The organism is Clostridium tertium (assembly GCF_017873245.1).
GTDB lineage: Bacteria > Bacillota > Clostridia > Clostridiales > Clostridiaceae > Clostridium > Clostridium tertium.
This window is the reverse complement of sequence record NZ_JAGGJY010000001.1, coordinates 631,888-650,361: the sequence shown is the minus strand read 5'-3', so window position 1 is coordinate 650,361 and position 18,474 is coordinate 631,888. Positions and strand designations below refer to the sequence as shown.

Genomic DNA, 18,474 nt, shown 5'->3' with positions numbered 1-18,474 from the left:
TTAAATTCATTTATAATTTCAAATTTATAAGACTTTAGGCATTCCCCCTTATTTTCTCTAATAACTTTTTTAAAACTTCATTCTCCGCTCTTAGTCTTGTTAATTCGTCATTTTTACATCCTTCAACCGCTTCGCGACGAGGCTTTTTATTCTCATAAAAGCTATCTGGGCCTTTTTCATTGTATTGAATTACCCATCTTCCAAATGCTGATGTACTAGTTATATTTAAATCCTTACATATTTTCTTTTGACTCTTTCCTGTTTTTATATATTCTTCAATTGCATTTATTTTAAATTCTGCACTATAAGCTTTGTGCTTTATTGACATAAAAAATCACCCCATTATGTAGATTGTACTCGACCCTTTGTCGATTGTCTACATAATAGGGTTATGACCAAAACGCGACCCCCTTTGAAAAAATAAATTTTATATGAAAGAGAGGATTAAAAATATGGAGAAAATGGAAATTTTCAAAAATGACACCTTTGGAGAAATGAATATACTAGAGCTTGATGGAAAGGATTATTTTCAAGCTGTTCAATGTGCATCAATGCTTGGATATTCAAATGCACGAGCAGCTTTGAATAGACATTGTAAACATTCTATCAAATATAAAATTGCTACAATAGGCGGTAATCAAGATGTTAGTTTCATACCAGAAGGTGATTTATTTAGACTTATTGTTCATTCTAAATTACCTTATGCTGAAAAATTTGAAAGCTGGGTTTTTGATGAAATACTTCCATCAATAAGATCTCAGGGAATTTATGCTACAGATAAAGTAATAGAAGATGGATTAAAAGAACCAACTACTTTAGAAAAGTTGCTTGCTGAATTAAAAGAAGAAAGACAACAATTAATGTTTAAGCTTGAAGAATCTAAAGGAAAGGTAAATTACCATGATAAAGTTCTAAATAGTAAGTTATTAATGCCTATAACAATTATTGCAAAGGACTATGGAATGTCTGGAGTTCAAATGAATAAGATACTTAATTCCTTAAGAGTGCAATACAGAATTTCAGATAAATGGGTTTTATATCAAGAATATGCACCACAAGGATATACAAGTTCTAAAATATTAAATATCTCGGATGGGAAATATACAATAGTAACTCATTGGACTGAAAAAGGACGAGTTTTTATATATAAATTGTTGAAGGAAAAGCTTGGGGTTGTTCCTTTGATTGAGAAATAGAGGGAGTTGTATCAGATTAATTGGAATATCTGATACAACTTTTTATATTAAGTCTTTAAATACAGTGTTATTTAGATATAAATAATTATATATAATTTTTTACTCACTTTATATCTTTAAATTAATACCCAAAAAATTGCATATTTCACTTAAGTCTTTAATAGTTAACTTGTTTTCGAGTTAGATTATTAAAAATATATATTAATATGTATTAACTTGTATTATTATTTGATTCTTATTTTATATTAATCTTATAATCTATAACTTATCAATAACGCTAAACCCCTGATTTACAGCTATTTGATATATTGGAGCTATACTTAGTTTTAGTTTTTCTGAAAAACCTTCTTTTCCTTTATATTTATAAAAATCTAATGGATTTTCTAACCTCAAAATATCTACGTACGGCTCTAAATCCTTTTTCTTATTGTTATCACACATAAAAGAAAATGCTTCATACTGTATATCACAAAAATCATCTATATAATTTTCGTATCTTAAAAGTTTATCACTTTTACTACTATTTATATTTTTAAAGGTAGGTACTAAGTTCCACATCCCATCATGCATTACAAAGCTCCAAGGAATAAAGTGATCTATACTCAAAACTCCTAGTTCATCATAATTTTCCTGCGAAAACTCTCTTCCTGTATAAATGTCTTTAACATTTCTATCTGCAATAATACTTGTCCATATTCTTGTTGCTTTAGATAAATTTCTGCATATAGGTGGATCTAATTTGAATATAATTGCTGGTACATTTGGATTTCTTTTTTGTAAGAAACAACTTAACTTATAATATATCCAAGATTTTATTACCTTATAATTACTTTTCATATAGATTGCCCAATCTTCATCCATAACTATATTATTGCTATCTTTAATTATCTTATATAAAACACCTGACTCACTTAAAGATAATTCTATTATTTTTCTAACTCTTTTTGAGCTAGAAGTTCCTTTTATTTTATCATCAAAAAAAGGAGTTAAAAGCATATATGGAACATTGTTTGTTAAATCCTTCATTTGCTTATTTAATATATTATCATCAAGACTACAAATAAATTCTAATAATTCATTATTATTAATATTAGTAGGCACACTGTATATACTTGATATGTAATTTATTGATTTTACTAAATTATCAAATTGTCCAAAATATAGTTTATATTGCAAAGTCGGGTACCATGCTGCTGTTAACATTCGTGCAACTAATCTTTTAAAGGTTATTTCAATATTACCTAAATTCACTTCTTCTAAAATACCTAAAAGCCAATACATTTTATAGCTTGCAACTACTCTACTATCTTCTAATAACCTAGCAAATATTTTTGTATCTACATTACTAGAACTAGGTAAATTATATAAAATCATTTCATTACTATTTAAAATGATACCTTTTTCTTCTATATGAGTATCTTTATTTAATTCATGTTGTACTTTATTTATATACATAAATTCTATCTCCATTTAAATCTGTTTTAATATTAAAACTCGCTACGTTGTAATATTAAAACTCGCTAGTTAGATAAATTAATAATGATATTAGAGATTAACTATAGTATCTTAATTAAATTTAATATCATTTTTTGCTTCATAATAATTGTATATTACTAAAAGCTTATTACTCTAAATATTCATTAAACACATCGGTGTCAATTGCTTTAATTTCAAAAACTTTTTTTACTGTAACCCCAAAATTATGTTCAATCATGAGATTTGATAATTTCTCGCCATCTATTAGTATAATATGCTGATTTTTCGCATACTCAATAGCTTGTTTTGAAAATTTTGCAGTTGTAACAAATAGACCTTTTCCACCTTTACCAGATATGGCACCAACAAAACTTTGTACATCTGGTCTCCCTACTTTGCTATTCAACTCCCATTTCTTTGCTTGAATATAAATTAAATTAAATCCAAGTTTGTCTTCCATTATAATACCATCAATACCTTCATCTCCAGTAGTAGCAGTTGTCTTCCTAGCATTTTCAAAGGAACCATATCCCATTTTTGAAAGTAAATCAATAACCATTTGTTCAAATGCTGTTGGCGAAAGTTTTATTACTTCTGCAAGAAGATCTTCTGCTAAGCTTTTATTAATTTTTCTAAATGAATCTTCAAAAGTATCATCAGGTGTATTGTTAATATCATTTGATGTCTCATTATTATTTTTTGTATCTATAAATACACCTTGAAACTCTCTGAAACTCTCGAACTTCATTAAGTAATTACTATCAATAACATCTGGATTATCTTTAAGAACTTCTAATCCATCATTAGTAATAATAAATGAAGCTCTTGCAGGACTATCAATTAAACCAGATTTCTTTAAATAAGTTCTTGCCCATCCAATACGATTAATAAATACTGTTTGCCTTCCGCTAGGAAGTAACTCTAAAAGTTCTTCTTCTGTTAAATTGAAATATTTACTTATAAATTGCTTTAATTCTTTTAAAGTATGTAATTTGCCATCTTTTAAGTATTCTAAAAAGGGTTTGTGCATTTCATAGTATTTTGGTAATCCCATTTTTATACCTCCATATATTTTGAAAATAGTCATTAATTTATTTTTGTACCTTTAAGTAGAAATTTATTTCACGACTTTCAATACTATTCCTTCTTTAAATCCACCACGCTTTTCTAGTTTTTCATTTCTTTTCTTTATTAAATCTTCTTCACTATATCCTAGTTCATTTGCAAGCCCAAATAGCACTTCCATAATATCTGCAAGCTCTTCTAGGTTTCTATCTTCTAAATATTCATTTACTTCTTCTAGAAGTTTCTTTTCTAAAAGATCTTGCTTTTCTATTCCACTAACTATTGCTATTTCACATACTTTACCATCTGCCGTTATTATTTCTGGTATTCTATCTCTAACTAATTTATTGTATATTCTCATCATTTTTCCCTCTTATAATTAATTTTCAACATAGGACTTTAAAATATTTTTATTGTCAATTTTCTTTGGCCTTTTTATTATTTTATAATAATTATTTTACCATATTTTATCTTTATTAATAAATATAGTTTTAATTTAAAATACATAAAAAAGAACATATCCACTCCTAAAAAAGAGAACATGTTCTTTTCAAATATATTCTTCTATTACAAAACTTTTTATATTTTGACTTCCAATTAAACTTTTAATTTACTTTAAGCCTTCTTATTTTAATTTTTATAACATATCTATTATTTCTTTCTTAGTTTTCGCATTTAAAATGCTTTCTCTAAATTCATCATGCATTAATTTTCTTGATAGGTTAGCTAAAGCTTTTAAATGCAAATCGCTTTGGTCTTCGCTAACTGCAATCATAAATATCATCTTTATATCTTGTCCATCTATTGATCCGTAATCTATTCCATTATTAGTTATCCCTATAGCTATTCTTGCTTCTTTTACAGCTTTTGATTTTGCATGTGGAATTGCTATTTCAAAACCAATTCCTGTATTACTTAATTCTTCTCTTGCTAAAATGTCTTTTTTAAATTTATTTTTATCAGTTACTACATTATCATCAACTAATAATTTAATCATTTCATCTAAAACTGAATTTTTATCTTTAGCATCAAGTTGTAATTTTATTGTACTTTCTTTGATTAAGTCTTTTAATTCCATAATTATCTCCTCTTAATGTGTATTTAATTAAGCTGCTTTTTTATTTAAATTTGTTTTATATAATCCGTATAAAATAGCTCCAACTAATGATCCAATTAATATGCATCCTACCCAAATGAATGGTTTTTCAACGATTGGAAGTATTAAGAATCCACCATGAGGTGCAGGCACTTGAACTTTCATTAAATAAGTCAATATAGATGATATAGATGATCCTATCATTAATATAGGAATTACTCTTAGTGGGTCTTTAGCAGCAAATGGTATTGCTCCTTCTGTTATATGGGTAAATCCTAAAATATAGTTAACTAATCCTGCTGCTCTATCTTCTTCATTAAATTGTTTTTTAAATATTGTTGTTGCTAATGCTATTACTAAAGGTGGTGTTATACATGCTGCTGAAACTCCAGCCATGAAATAATAATTTCCTTGTGATAAAAGCATTGTTCCTGTAATGTATGCTGCTTTATTAACTGGTCCTCCAAAGTCGAATGCTGACATACATCCTATTACTAATCCTAAAAGTATTGGATTTGCTGATTCTAATGATGCAAGCCAATCCATTACTGAATTATTTATATATGATACAGGTTCTCCTAGTAATGTCATTAATATTCCTGTTGCAAGTATTCCAAGTATAGGTAATAAAAAGATTGATTTTAGTCCTTCAAATTGTCTTGGTAGTCCTGCTAACATTTTAATTAATCCTAGCATTAAATATCCTGCAAAGAATCCTGCGATTATTCCTCCTATAAAACCTGCTCCTGTTGCATCTGCTATTAATCCACCAACAAACCCTGCAACCATTCCTGATCTACCTGCAATTGATGATGCAATGAAAGCTGTAAATATTGGTACTATCATTGAAAATGCTGTTCCACCTATCCCCTTAAGCATAGCAGCAATTTTATTATATTGATCTGAGGCTGGATCTGCTGAGTATATTCCCCATAAAAAAGATACTGCTATTAACACACCACCTGCAACAACAAATGGTAACATATGTGAAACACCATTCATCAAGTGCTTATATATACTTCTACCAAATGACTCTTTTCCTATAACTTCATTTTTCTTTTCTGTTTTTTCATTAGTATTTTCATTTCTTTGTGTTGTTGATTTTTTAATTTGAGCTTTTCCATCTAATATTGCTTGAATAAGTTCTTTTGGTTTACGTATACCATCTTGAACAGAAGTTTCTATAATTGGTTTGCCAATAAATCTATCTGCCCTGGCATCTTTATCTGATGCTATTATAACTCCATCTGCTTCTTTTATATCTTTTTCTGTTAATTCATTTTCTACACCAATAGCTCCATTAGTTTCAACTTTAATTTCAATCCCCATTTCTTTAGCGGCTTTTTTTAATGATTCTTCTGCCATAAAAGTATGTGCAATACCTGTTGGGCAACCTGTAACAGCAATAATTTTTTTCATTTAAAATACCTCCCTAACATCCAAATTTTTTATATAATTATCAACTTTATTTAAAGTTCCAATACCTCTTGACTCAGCTACATTCCCACCTGTTGCTGATGATTTTTTTAATGCATATTCAATGTCATTTTCTTTTAACCATTCACTTAAAAATGCTGCCAAAGCAGAATCACCCGAACAAGCAGAACTTAAAAGGTTTACATTAGGTGCGTTGCAATAATATATCTTATTTCCATTATAAAAATACATACCTTTTTCTCCTAAAGTTAAAAGAATATTTTGTGCTCCCTCCTTTTTTAAATACTTTAATATATTTACAACATCTTTTTCATTATTTATATCTAGTCCAAAAATTTCTTTAATTTCCTCATCATTTGGTTTAATTAATAAAGGTTTATATTTTAATAAATCCTTTAATTTTTTAGAACTTATATCTAAAATTATATTTATGCTTCTTTTATTACATATTTCTAATAATTCATCATAGTACTGTTCATCCATACTTTGAGGCAAGCTTCCACTTATAATTAAATAACTACAATCCTCAGACTTTTCTATATAGTTTAATAAATTCTTTTGTGCTTCTATAGGAACAAAGGGGCCCTTGTTTACATATTTAAATTCCTTTTTATCTTTGGTATCTATAAATACATTTATTCTAGTTGGTTCATCAATCCAAAAGGACTCAACTTGTATGTCCATTTTTTGAAGTTCATCTACTATAAATTTACCTGTAAATCCCCCAAAAAAGCCTAATACCTTACTTTCTACTCCATAATGATTTAATACAAGTGATACATTTACTCCTTTACCATTTGGAGAGTATTCTATATTAGTTGTTCTATTAACTTTAAATGGTTCATAACTTTCTGCTCTATAATTCATATCAATTGCTGGATTAGTCGTTAGTGTATATATCATTTATCTCTCCCCCATTTTTAATTATGCCTTACCATTACTTCCACAAATCATTATTTTATGTGCTACTACTTTCTTCATAGCTTCTTTTCCTGGTGTCATATATTTTCTTGGATCATTAGCATCAGGATTTTCTATAAAGTATTTCTTTACTGCATCTGAAAATGGAATTTTTAAATCTGTTGCTACATTTACTTTACATATTCCAAGAGAAATTGCTTTTTTAACCAATTCATCTGGTACATCTGATGCTCCATGTAATACTAATGGCACATCTACCATATCTCTTATTTCTTTTAATCTATCAAAATCTAACTTTGCTTCACCTTCATATAATCCATGTGCTGTTCCAATTGCTACTGCTAATGAATCTATTCCTGTTTTTTCAACAAATTCTTTTGCTTGCTTTGGATTAGTATATTTACTATCTTTTTCGTCTACTATTAAATCATCTTCTTGTCCACCAAGTCTTCCAAGTTCTGCTTCTACTGTTGCATCATATTTATGAGCATATTCAACTACTTTTTTAACTATTTCTATATTTTCTTCAAAAGTTTCATGAGAAGCATCTATCATAGTTGATTTAAATCCTAAATCAACAAAGTGCTTTATTTCTTCTATTACTTCAAAGTGATCTAAGTGTATTGCAATAGGAATATTATATTTTTTTGCAGCTGCATCTGCCATTGCTACTATGAATTCTCCTCCTGCATATTCAATTGTTGATGGAGTTCCTGCTAGTATTACTGGTGATTTTAATTCTGCTGCTGTTTCTACAACTACTTCCAATGTTTCTAAGTTATGAATATTAAAAGCTGGTATAGCATATCCTTCTCTTTGAGCCTTTTTTAACATTTCTCTTGTTGATAATATTTTCATAATCTCCCTCCAAATCTCTAAGATTTATTAAGCTATTTTTTCATATCAACTTAACAAATTCTTTTCTATAATTAAATTTTAGCATTATAATACAGAAAATGTTTTCTAAAATGTTTGTACTTATTTTTACATTTTTCATTCTCTTTTGGCTATTTTACTGATGTTATAAATAAAAATGTATCCTGAAAATTCAATTAAATCAATTTTCAGGATACATTCTTTATATTATTAAATAATCTATTATTGCCCTTGAAATAATATATAATGGCAATCTTGATGTAACTTCAAATTCCTTTATAGATGTTTTAGATTGTTTATATCCAACTATAGTCACATCTGAATATTCCTCTAATATACTTTTTCTTACGCAACAGCATGTAACAACCTTTGCCCCAGAATTTTTTGCACTTTTAACAGATTCTAATATTTCATTAGTTTCAGCTCTTAATGAAAATGCAATAACTAAATCTTCTTTTTCAATTGTTTTACATATATTCATCATTATATTTGGATCTACAATCAAAAATGTATTGTATCCTAAAAGTTGCAGCTTTAAGTTAAACTCTTGTGCAACTAATTCAGTTAATCCTCTTGCTAATATATAAATTCTCTTTGCTTCTTTAATAATCTTAACTATATTTAATACCTTAGTTATAGATATATTTTCAACAGTTTTTGTTACTTCAATTAAGGATTTTCCTAATATTTCATTTACTTTTTTAGAATCATGATTATGCTCTTCTTTTGCAGAAACCCTATACCTCAATTCTGAAAAGCCTTCAAATCCACATTTTTTAATTGTTCTTGACACAGTTGCTGGGGAAGTAAAAGATTCTTCTGCTACATCTACAATGGACATATTAGATAATTTATCTGCATTAGAATTAATATAATTAACTACAGCTTTTTCTGTAGGAGTCAGCTTTTCAATAATGCTATTATTAACTTCTATTATCATCTTATCACCCTCATTAGATTTATTTAATTAATTTCTATAGCATGTCCCATATTATTAATTAATAATCGAAATTTTTTATAAATAACTATAAATAATTCTAAAAATAATTATCTATTTAATAACAATATATTTACTTAAATAATTAAAAATGCTCTCCATTTTCATAATACTTACTTTCATTTAATGTAAAAAAGATAACATCCACATTTGGATATTCCAAAGAATTAACATGCTTAGTAATTATCTTTGCAGCTTTATCCTGTACTTCTTGTCCCCTATCAAACCATGAAACTTCTACTATAGGCTCACCTTTAATAATTTCCCCATCTTTTATATATACAGATTTATCAACTGAAAGATTAAAATAATCTCTTGGACATTGAATTAATTCCTGTAATTCGTCTATTAAATTCTTACTTATTGTGCAAACCTCTTCAGTTTCTATTCCCTTAAATTTTAACATTGGCATATTAAACACTCTCCATCCCTATAAACTCTAATAATATCATATTATATCGAAAACATTTACAAATCAAGGTTGTATTAAATATTAAGTATTGCAATCTCTTTAGTTTGATCTAGTAGTTTAGTAAAACTTTATATAAGAAGAATTTCTAAATTAAGTTGGACACTTTACTATTTTAGTTTGTTTAATATTAAAGTTATTCTTCAAAATATTAAAATGACTCTGAATACTCTTTTTAAAATCCACCAACAATTATACCAAATCTCCAAATCATAAATAGCATAATTAATATATTAATTAAATACCCAATTAGCAAAGCTAACCATTTTTTATAATTCATTTTTCCTTCTATACTCCTATAGGTAAAAAATCCAATTATAATTATTATTGCAATCAATATTAACGTATAAAAAATATCAAATTTAAAGCTTTCTGATCTAATAACACTCCAAAATCCTAAACTTTTATACCTATAAATACTATTTATCATATCATATGTGATATCTGCTATTGATACAACAATACCTTGAGTAATAAATATTAACAGAGCAACTTTCCATATCTGTTTTTTCTCAATAAAAAATGATACTGCAATTTGAGCAATCATTGCAATTAAACAATATTTAATATATCCTGCATACATAAAATACCCTAAAAATAAAATTGCGAGAAGTACTTCCATATCCAAATCCCCCTAAATACTCCTTACTCACTTTCATACTATTGCTTAATAAATTATGTTCTTATTATACATAATTTATGGATTATACTTCTAGCAAAACATATAAATTAAGTAATATTTATTAAAATATTTATTAAAATATTTGCTGTTTTGTAATATTACAACTTTTCATCCGCTTAAATAATCAAGATATATCACGTAATAGAAAACTACATGTATTTCCACTTATCATTATAAATAAAAAAAGTTATGCTAACCCCTAATAGTTTCCCATAACTTTAATAAATTCGTTATTATTTATTTAAATTTTCTCTAAGTCTATCATCTATTTATGGTTCTTCATTCATTTGAGATGTTTTTCTCATTTTATAATTTTTTCATCCATATTATAATATTTTCATAAGTTTATCTTTATAATTTATATTTTCTTATAGATTCTCATTGCAAATATATAAGCTACAACAATTATTGATATACACCAAGCAAGGGCAACCCAAACGTCATTTCCTACTGGCTTATTGCTAATAAATTACGAATAGCTTCTACAATATGCGTTACAGGTTGATTTTCTGCAAATACACGTACTACTGAAGGCATAGTCTCTGTTGGTACAAAGGCAGAACTGATGAATGGTAATTTATTCTAATGTAGGCTGTTTTTCAACATATTCAACTTTTGCAGGTGGAAATAGTTTTTTTAATCCTTCTAATGTATCTAGAGCAATTATTTTTCCCCCATGAAGAATAGCAATTTTATCTGCAAGTTGTTCTGCTTCTTCTAAATATTGAGTTGTTAAAAATACTGTAGTTCCCGAAGCTGTTAACTCTTTTACAATTTTCCAAACTTCTAAACGTGCTTCTGGATCAAGACCTGTTGTTGGCTCATCTAGGAAGATAATCTTTGGATTTCCAACAAGACTCATTGCAATATCAATTCTTCTTTTCATACCTCCAGAGTAAGTACCAACTCTGCGATCTGCTGATTCTAGCATACCAAATCTCTTAATTAATTCATCTGCTACTGCATCTGGATTTTTAATATGTCTAAGTTTTGCTATCATTTGAAGATTTTCACGCCCAGTCAAAATTTCATCAATAGCAGCAAACTGACCAGTAAGGCTGATAGAAGCTCTAACTCCACCTGGATTTTTTTCAATATCCAAACCGTTTATTACAACACTTCCAGCATCTGCTTTAAGTAAAGTAGCCATGACTTTAATCATAGTTGTCCTGTTCCATTTGAACCTAGTAATGCAAATATACCTCCCTGCTCTACTTCAAAATCTACTCCTTTGAGTACTTCTATATCTTTGTAAGATTTCTTTATCTCTCTAACTTTTATGATACTTTTTTTATTTTCTTTTTCTCCTCTACAATATAGCAACTTTATTTAAATTTACATCTATTCTTTGAAAACACCTTGATCTTTTAACTTTAACTATTTCAAGTTAATTTATATTACAAAGCTCTTCATTAGTTAACATAAAAAAGAGCCGATAACCATGATTTTAATCATATGTTATCGGCTCTGCGTCTTAGCGTCTGGCTCTTTACTAACTGATATATTCATTTGCTTTACATTGATTATAGTTTCCTTTTTGCACTTGGGGCAAAATAACGGGAAGTTTTCAAGTACTGTATTATCACGTATCTTGACCCTTGTTTTATTACCGCAGATTGGACATAATATCCACTCGTCTTTATACACTCTATCATCCTCCTTTAGTTAATATTTTTGTTTATCACTATATATCCCTTTTACTTTGTTTTATCAGTAGCTTTCTTCATTGCTTTATTAACTTCTTTCTCAACTGATTCTTGATATATGTCAGCGTAAGTTTTTGAATCTTTGATTAAATCGTCGCAGAAAGCTGCTACATCTCTACCAGTTACTTCTAATACTCCTTTTCCCATAGCCGCACCCTCTTCAAAAAGCTCTACAATTCCAGTAAGCAAATCTGTTCCTTCACTTAGTTCAACTGGACCAACCTTAAAAAGATATTTTTGAATTTCCTTATAAACAATCACATAATCTTTTGGTAGCGCTTTAACACGCGCCACGTGCGCTTTCCATTCTTTTTTACCTTTGATGATATCTTGTATTCCCATTTTATCCTCCTATTTACCTAATTTTTTAGCAATATTATTATTAAGTTGTTTTCTCCACTTGTCACGATAAGAATTTGCCCCTTCTTCGCCAATTAGCGCAAAGCAAAAGCCTTCTATATCTTCACCTAAAGCCTCTTGTACACTCTGACCTTCAGCAACTGTTTCTTCTAGCAAGCCAAGAACACCGTCAAGAATTGGCATGAGGTTACGACCTGTAAAATCTGAGTGCTGCCAAAGATGCTCTTCAATTTTTTCCCATGCTTCTTGATAATCAGCTGGTAGCTTTTTAACTCGTAATTCAAAATTTTTAAATTTTTTAGTCATGTCACTTCCCGTAATTTTTTCCCAAAAATTCATGATTTCTTCTCCTTTAACTCGTTAATTTTCGTTGAAACAAATTCCCATTTTGCCCAGAACTTCTTTAATTCTTCACGCCCTGCGTCATTTAGCCTGAAAAACTTTCGTGGTGGTCCCATATCAGATGGTTTTTTCGTAGTTTCTACCAATTTGTTTTTCTCAAGTCTTACCAATATGGTATAAACTGTTCCATCTACGACATCCGAAAATCCCAGGGCATTAAGTCTCCTCGTAATCTCATAACCGTATACTTCCTCATTGCTTATAATTTCAAGAACACAGCCTTCAAGGACACCTTTTAGCATTTCTGTAATATTATCCAAACAAATCACCTTCTTCACTATTTAGTATTACTTGTATTAAGTATTACTTACTACTGCTATATAGTATCACTAGATAGTGGCAATGTCAATATAATGTATTTATTTTTTATATTCATTTTATCAGGGAGAATAAATTAATACTAAAAATTATACCAAGCTGATAATATAGAATGTTTCATATTTTATTTAATTGATTAATCTATTAATCAATTAAATAAAAAGCCATGTAAAACAAGTACAGTTCTACATGGCTTTAATCCACTTAATTTACTAGTATCCAATTAAAAGATGAATTATAATAAACTCCAGCGATTGTAGTTGATGGATCATAATATACACTACAATTATAATTATCAATAATATCACTAATTTCATTGTTATATACTCCGCATTAAATCCTGAATGTAATCCTCATTTGGTTCTAGGGTATTATATTAACTTTATATATATCATCTATCTATTTTTTATTTATATTTTCATTATTTACGAGTATATTATTTAAGGTATATTATAAAAATAATGCATAACAGGAACATTTGTTCGCATATATGTCAATAATTATAACTAGAGGTATTTCAAATATCTATATAAGATGATAAAATAGAGGTGTAAAATGAATGAAATTAACAAGAACAACATTCATGATAAAAGTTATAAAGATCTATTTTCTAACAAAGAAACCTTTTTAAACTTAATACAGAGTTTTGTTAGTAATACTTGAGAAAATAAATTAACTAAGGAGAACCTGATATTAGTTAATAAGTCATATATATTATCTGATTATGAAGAACAAGAATCTGATATAGTTTATAAAGCAAATTTTAATGGTAATGATGTATTTTTCTATGTTTTATTAGAATTTCAAAGTTCTGTTGATTTTAGGATGCCAATAAGACTTCTACTTTATATGATAGAAATATGGAGAGATATATTAAGAAATACAGAGCTTAAAGAATTTAAAAGGAAAACCTTTAGATTACCTGCTATAGTTCCTATTGTTCTTTATAATGGTAAGAAGAAATGGACGGCAGCTAAAGAATTAAAGCATGCAATAAGTAATAGTGATGTATTTGGAGATAATATATTAAATTTTAAATATGAATTTATTGATATTAATAGCTATGAAAAAGAAGAACTCTATAATAAACAAAATATTTCTTCTGCTATATTTTTGCTGGATCAAAATATAAATAGAATTGAGTTTTATAATCGACTTAAAGATATTATAATTGGATTTAATAACTTATCTATAGAAGAAAAAATGCATCTTAAACACTGGCTAGTTAATATAAATACAGAGGAAAATAATTTTAAAGATAATATTGAAAAAATATTTAATGCTGATAAACAGGAGGTTCTAAATATGACTTCTAACATTTCAAAGGGATTAGAAAAATTAAAAGAAGATGGCAAAATCGAAGGTAAGATTGAAGGTAAAACAGAAATTTTGATTAAATTGCTTTCAAAAAAATTTAAATCCTTACCTGAAGAATATATAGAAAAAATCAAATCTTTGCCTGAAAATATAATAGAAAATATTGCTACTGATATATTTGATATTGATACTATTGAGGATTTGAAAAAGTATTTTTAATTTATATTAAATTTGTGAATAAAGAAACTATTACGTACTTCTATTAGTTAATATACCATTATTAGATATATTACAAAAAGTCACGTATAACAAGCTAAATTTGTTACACATGACTTTTATAATATCTAATTATTCCCATGATAATCAAAAATGTTCACCATTTTCATAGTTTATACTTTTATCTAAAACATAAAAATACCATCTACATTTTTCTATTCTAATGAATGATACATTAGTGATTATTTTTTCAACCTTATTATGAATATTGTATCCTCTATGCAAGCTATAAAATTTCCACTATAGACTCTACTTTTATAATTTCTCCATACTTTACATATACTAATATTAGTTTTTTATATTATTTTCTTGAAAACAAAATGGAAGCTCTAGATTGTTAGCTTCTAAAAGCTTTTTATCAGTGAGAATATCTTTTGTATTTCCATCTTTAATAATTTTTCCCTCTGACATAAGAATAGTGCGATTGCAGGTATCTAAAATCATATCTAAATCATGAGATGCAATAATCTTTAAGTGTTGAAATTCATTTAGTATATTAATTAAATTTCTTCTATTCTTAGGGTCCAAAGCAATTGAGGGTTCATCCATTAAAATAATATCTGGTGTCATAGAAAATATTGTTGCTATGGATACAAGTTTTTTTTCACCACCAGAAAGTTTATATATCTTTTTATTCTTAAGATTGTTAATATGAACCATATTCAAGGCGTTTTCTACTCTCTTTTTAACTTCCTCTTCTGAAAATCCATAATTACGTGGTGCAAATGCAATGTCTTCATATACATTAGACATAAATAGTTGATTATCGGAATCTTGAAATACGTATCCTATTCTTTCTCTAATTATACTTAAAGTATTCTTCTCTACTGGAATATTTTCTACTCTAATGCTACCTTCATAATTCAAATTTAATCCTACTAATAACTTCAATAAAGTTGATTTTCCAACTCCATTAGCTCCAATAATACCTATAGAATCATTTTCCTTTGCAGTAAAGGTAATATTTTTAAGTATTGGTTGTTCTTTTTCATAAGAAAAAGATAGATTTTCTACATTTATATTAATATGGCTCATATTTTCCTCCTAAACAAATATATTTCCTACTATCTGTAATATAGGGAAAAACCTCATAGTACCAAGTATAACTATCCAAACAATAAAATAAATATAATCCTTTACATTATATCTAATTTTATAAGAATAATAAAACTTATCAGAATATCCACGTAAACACATGCTTTCATATATATTTTCAGCCTTATCTATACTTCTAAGTAATAATTGTCCTATAAGAGAACCCCAAACCTTATAATTTATCCCTTTTTGATTAGGAGCACGTAAGCTATATGATTCTGTAATTTTATTTGCTTCCTTAAGCAATACTGTCACATAGCGATAAATAAACAAAACTTCAGTTATGAATATCTTTGGTATATGAATTTTATCCATTGCATAGCAGATTTTTTCAATATTTGTTGTAGCAATTAATAAATAAGATGATAAAATAGTTAATATTCCCTTTAATATCAAGGTAATCATGGAGATTATCCCTCCTGAAATGTTAATACCATTTATACTAATTAGTATTTCATTATCATAAAGTGGATTGAATATCCCCATAAGTAATACAAATGATAATACTATCTTCAATTTCTTTAAGCTATCTTTTAAAGAAATATCACAAGTTATTAAAAGAAATATTGGATAAATGATCATTCCTATAACTCCACCTAGGTTATATTTATCCATAGATACAACTAAAGAAATATAAATAACTGTTAAAATAAATTTAATTAATGGATTAATCTTATTTATAAAGTAATCTCTATTTGCTAAGTCCTCTACATCTTGGATTTCATAAAATGCTTTATTTAACTTATTCAACTTATAAAATCTTTTCTAAAAAATTTAAATAGATAACATCCACCTACAGAGATAAATGCAACTACTACTCCACCAAAAATTCCTGATAAAGATGTACCTATAGCTATTTCTGAATCCTTAAAATTGTAATCAGGTAACACTGAAGTAGTTTCCTGTACTTTTTCAAACTTATTGTATACCTCACCTGATACTTCTAATTCAGTAGAATTTGTAATCTTTTCAATAGACCATTCTAATCCATCTGGATATTCAGAGGCTACAAGTGAAACTCCTCCAGCTATTAAAAGTGTAAGCAATGAGAATATAATCATTACCTTTCTAAATGAAATTCTTCCTATTTTTTTGTTTAAGGATTTATCTATGCTCCATAGTAATTCAGGTCTTGATTCATATATAAAACATAGTACAGCTGCAGTAATAAGACCTTCTATAAGTCCGATTGCTAAGTGTATTGGTTGCAAAACTGAAATAAAAGTTAAGAATGGTAAATCACTAATTCCTGATCCTAATGTTTCAATTGCAACAGAGAAAGCACCTATTTGTAATGTAAGTATAGACCCAATTATTGATGCTACAATAATTTTACTTTTGGAAGCTCCGTTCTTCATAATAGGCTTCCATATTAACAAAAATCCAATGAAACATCCATAAAATGCTATATTCCATATATTACAACCTAATGCCAATATCCCACCATCAGCAAACATTAAGCATTGTATAGCTAAAATCCCAATCATTGTAATAAATCCTGCAAATGGTCCTAATATGGCAGATAATAAAATACCTCCACATAGATGTCCAGAAGAGCCTGTTCCTGGAATCGTAAAATTAATCATTTGGGCTGCAAATACAAATGCTCCCATAACTCCCATTACAGGAATTTTTTTAGGCTCATTTTCCATTCGTATCTTTTTTATTGAATAACCTGCTGCTATTGCAGAACATCCGTACATTAATCCAGCTACAGTAGGATTAACAAGTGCATCAGCCATATGCATAAATAAACTTCCTCCTTTAAAATTAATAATTATTCTGCTAGTACATTTACTTCCTTATATTTCTTTAAGTCTATATAAAGCTCATTCTTATATGGATTACGTTTTGTTTTTTTAGATTTATAAATCATATATATAGCAACACCAATATTAGAAAGGAGTGCTAATAAACTGAAAATAAATAAATAGTTTTCATTATAGGTAGATGAAACAGCAAATTTACCTTTATCAATAAAGGCTGGAAATGTCTGTGCAAACATACACCATAATGCTAATGTTTGCGCACGGTGTTGAAGCCATGCACCTTTTCCTATAGTAAAAGCACATACTGTTGGTGCAAGTAATAGTGCAAAACCACAATACCATGAATGTCCTGGTAAAGCATTATAAGTATAAGCAAAATTCCATAAATCATAAGCTATTATCCAAAACCAAAGCATATCAGGCCATAACATATCCTGACTTTTATCTTTATTAGTTTTTTTACGGATGCATATACCTAGCCATCCTGTAATTGTAATAATATTTAAAATTCCTGCAATTGCATTCATATAATTCCAAGGGCCACCTAATACATACATACTTCCATCTTCAAGAATTCCTCCTCCAGCATATTGAAGTCCAACTTGAATATCACGTGTAACTGCTTCTAAAATATTAATTGCAAGAATTAGTGGCGGAAAACATAATGCTATTTTATTATCTGCCAATCTCCATTCTTTCCCTGTTCTTTTATTTTTCCCATGTAAATGTCTTATACACCAAAATCCAATACATCCTGCTACTGCTGAATACACCTTAGCCAAATGAAACCAATCTGTATAAGTAGTGTCTTTCAATACTGTAAACCATAGCATAGAAAGTCCAATTGGTAATACTACAAAACATAAAAAACCGCCAAATTTAGAACGCCTTGAAAATTCATTTAATAAAAATAAAATTAAAAATACTGCAACCCAAACACCCCATACTGAAAAGAAGGATGCTCCTCCTTCATAGTTAAAACTAAACATATTCTTTCCCCCTATTATAATTATTCA

The 18,474-nt window shown here is 27.9% G+C and carries 21 protein-coding genes and 2 pseudogenes; 2 read left to right on the top strand and 21 right to left on the bottom strand.

The annotated features are described in order from the left end of the window. Positions 1 to 34 precede the first annotated feature (34 nt). Positions 35 to 328 carry a transposase gene (locus tag J2Z25_RS03070; RefSeq protein ID WP_209738240.1) on the bottom strand — a complete coding sequence of 98 codons (294 nt, stop codon included), beginning with the start codon at positions 326 to 328 and terminating at the stop codon, positions 35 to 37. Positions 329 to 452: 124 nt separating this feature from the next. Here J2Z25_RS03070 and J2Z25_RS03065 point away from each other — a divergent pair, with 124 nt between their 5' ends. Further along, the gene (locus tag J2Z25_RS03065; RefSeq protein ID WP_209738238.1) at positions 453 to 1,196 is read left to right on the top strand and encodes a phage antirepressor; all 744 of its coding nucleotides are present in this window, start codon (positions 453 to 455) and stop codon (positions 1,194 to 1,196) included. Between the two features lie 258 nt (positions 1,197 to 1,454). Here the strand turns inward: J2Z25_RS03065 and J2Z25_RS03060 are convergent, their stop codons facing one another. From J2Z25_RS03060 to J2Z25_RS02985, 16 genes and pseudogenes are all read right to left on the bottom strand, one after another. Next, a complete protein-coding gene (locus J2Z25_RS03060) occupies positions 1,455 to 2,651 on the bottom strand; it encodes an HNH endonuclease domain-containing protein (RefSeq protein WP_209738237.1) in 1,197 nt (398 codons plus the stop codon). 169 nt (positions 2,652 to 2,820) lie between these two features. After that, positions 2,821 to 3,726 (bottom strand): restriction endonuclease, encoded by a 906-nt coding sequence (locus J2Z25_RS03055; RefSeq protein ID WP_209738235.1) that lies wholly within the window; start codon positions 3,724 to 3,726, stop codon positions 2,821 to 2,823. Between the two features lie 63 nt (positions 3,727 to 3,789). Beyond that, the gene (locus tag J2Z25_RS03050) at positions 3,790 to 4,098 is read right to left on the bottom strand and encodes a nucleoside triphosphate pyrophosphohydrolase (protein ID WP_209738266.1); all 309 of its coding nucleotides are present in this window, start codon (positions 4,096 to 4,098) and stop codon (positions 3,790 to 3,792) included. Between the two features lie 276 nt (positions 4,099 to 4,374). Then, the gene (locus tag J2Z25_RS03045; RefSeq protein ID WP_209738233.1) at positions 4,375 to 4,815 is read right to left on the bottom strand and encodes a PTS sugar transporter subunit IIA; all 441 of its coding nucleotides are present in this window, start codon (positions 4,813 to 4,815) and stop codon (positions 4,375 to 4,377) included. Between the two features lie 27 nt (positions 4,816 to 4,842). Continuing rightward, complete coding sequence (locus J2Z25_RS03040) at positions 4,843 to 6,252, bottom strand: PTS fructose transporter subunit IIC (RefSeq protein WP_099346606.1); 1,410 nt, start codon at positions 6,250 to 6,252, stop codon at positions 4,843 to 4,845. After that, on the bottom strand, positions 6,253 to 7,173 hold the full coding sequence (gene pfkB / locus J2Z25_RS03035) for a 1-phosphofructokinase (protein ID WP_209738231.1): 921 nt from the start codon (positions 7,171 to 7,173) through the stop codon (positions 6,253 to 6,255). Between the two features lie 21 nt (positions 7,174 to 7,194). Then, a complete protein-coding gene (locus tag J2Z25_RS03030) occupies positions 7,195 to 8,052 on the bottom strand; it encodes a tagatose bisphosphate family class II aldolase (RefSeq protein ID WP_097033405.1) in 858 nt (285 codons plus the stop codon). Between the two features lie 217 nt (positions 8,053 to 8,269). Beyond that, positions 8,270 to 9,007, bottom strand: coding sequence for a MurR/RpiR family transcriptional regulator (locus tag J2Z25_RS03025; protein WP_008678751.1), 738 nt, complete (start codon positions 9,005 to 9,007; stop codon positions 8,270 to 8,272). Between the two features lie 142 nt (positions 9,008 to 9,149). After that, positions 9,150 to 9,470, bottom strand: a complete 321-nt coding sequence (locus J2Z25_RS03020; RefSeq protein ID WP_342451333.1) for a DUF1904 family protein — start codon at positions 9,468 to 9,470, stop codon at positions 9,150 to 9,152. A 238-nt stretch (positions 9,471 to 9,708) separates the two neighbouring features. After that, entirely contained in the window at positions 9,709 to 10,155 is a 447-nt protein-coding gene (locus J2Z25_RS03015) for a hypothetical protein (RefSeq protein WP_209738228.1), read from the bottom strand. Between the two features lie 418 nt (positions 10,156 to 10,573). After that, a pseudogene (locus J2Z25_RS03010) lies at positions 10,574 to 10,791 on the bottom strand (ABC transporter permease); the annotation flags it as partial. A 1-nt stretch (position 10,792) separates the two neighbouring features. Next, positions 10,793 to 11,499 (bottom strand): annotated as a pseudogene (locus J2Z25_RS03005) (ABC transporter ATP-binding protein). 174 nt (positions 11,500 to 11,673) lie between these two features. Then, the gene (locus tag J2Z25_RS03000) at positions 11,674 to 11,862 is read right to left on the bottom strand and encodes a cysteine-rich KTR domain-containing protein (RefSeq protein ID WP_209738226.1); all 189 of its coding nucleotides are present in this window, start codon (positions 11,860 to 11,862) and stop codon (positions 11,674 to 11,676) included. Between the two features lie 50 nt (positions 11,863 to 11,912). Further along, complete coding sequence (locus J2Z25_RS02995) at positions 11,913 to 12,263, bottom strand: DUF1048 domain-containing protein (RefSeq protein ID WP_209738223.1); 351 nt, start codon at positions 12,261 to 12,263, stop codon at positions 11,913 to 11,915. Between the two features lie 9 nt (positions 12,264 to 12,272). Beyond that, positions 12,273 to 12,620, bottom strand: coding sequence for a DUF1048 domain-containing protein (locus J2Z25_RS02990; protein ID WP_209738221.1), 348 nt, complete (start codon positions 12,618 to 12,620; stop codon positions 12,273 to 12,275). Continuing rightward, complete coding sequence (locus J2Z25_RS02985; RefSeq protein WP_008678741.1) at positions 12,617 to 12,943, bottom strand: PadR family transcriptional regulator; 327 nt, start codon at positions 12,941 to 12,943, stop codon at positions 12,617 to 12,619. Before J2Z25_RS02985 ends, J2Z25_RS02990 begins: the two co-directional genes overlap by 4 nt. A gap of 745 nt (positions 12,944 to 13,688) precedes the next feature. Here J2Z25_RS02985 and J2Z25_RS02980 point away from each other — a divergent pair. Next, entirely contained in the window at positions 13,689 to 14,537 is an 849-nt protein-coding gene (locus tag J2Z25_RS02980; protein WP_245173050.1) for an Rpn family recombination-promoting nuclease/putative transposase, read from the top strand. Between the two features lie 345 nt (positions 14,538 to 14,882). On the opposite strand, the gene J2Z25_RS02975 is transcribed toward J2Z25_RS02980, so the two are convergent. The 4 genes from J2Z25_RS02975 to J2Z25_RS02960 are packed head-to-tail and all read right to left on the bottom strand — an operon-like array spanning position 14,883 to position 18,447. Then, the gene (locus tag J2Z25_RS02975; protein ID WP_209738220.1) at positions 14,883 to 15,629 is read right to left on the bottom strand and encodes an energy-coupling factor ABC transporter ATP-binding protein; all 747 of its coding nucleotides are present in this window, start codon (positions 15,627 to 15,629) and stop codon (positions 14,883 to 14,885) included. Positions 15,630 to 15,638: 9 nt separating this feature from the next. Next, the gene (gene cbiQ, locus J2Z25_RS02970; protein ID WP_209738218.1) at positions 15,639 to 16,439 is read right to left on the bottom strand and encodes a cobalt ECF transporter T component CbiQ; all 801 of its coding nucleotides are present in this window, start codon (positions 16,437 to 16,439) and stop codon (positions 15,639 to 15,641) included. Further along, a complete protein-coding gene (locus J2Z25_RS02965; RefSeq protein WP_209738216.1) occupies positions 16,436 to 17,437 on the bottom strand; it encodes an energy-coupling factor ABC transporter permease in 1,002 nt (333 codons plus the stop codon). The genes cbiQ and J2Z25_RS02965 overlap by 4 nt, the downstream gene beginning before the upstream one ends. Before the next feature lie 29 nt (positions 17,438 to 17,466). After that, positions 17,467 to 18,447, bottom strand: a complete 981-nt coding sequence (locus J2Z25_RS02960) for a DUF5692 family protein (RefSeq protein ID WP_209738214.1) — start codon at positions 18,445 to 18,447, stop codon at positions 17,467 to 17,469. Positions 18,448 to 18,474: the final 27 nt, after the last annotated feature.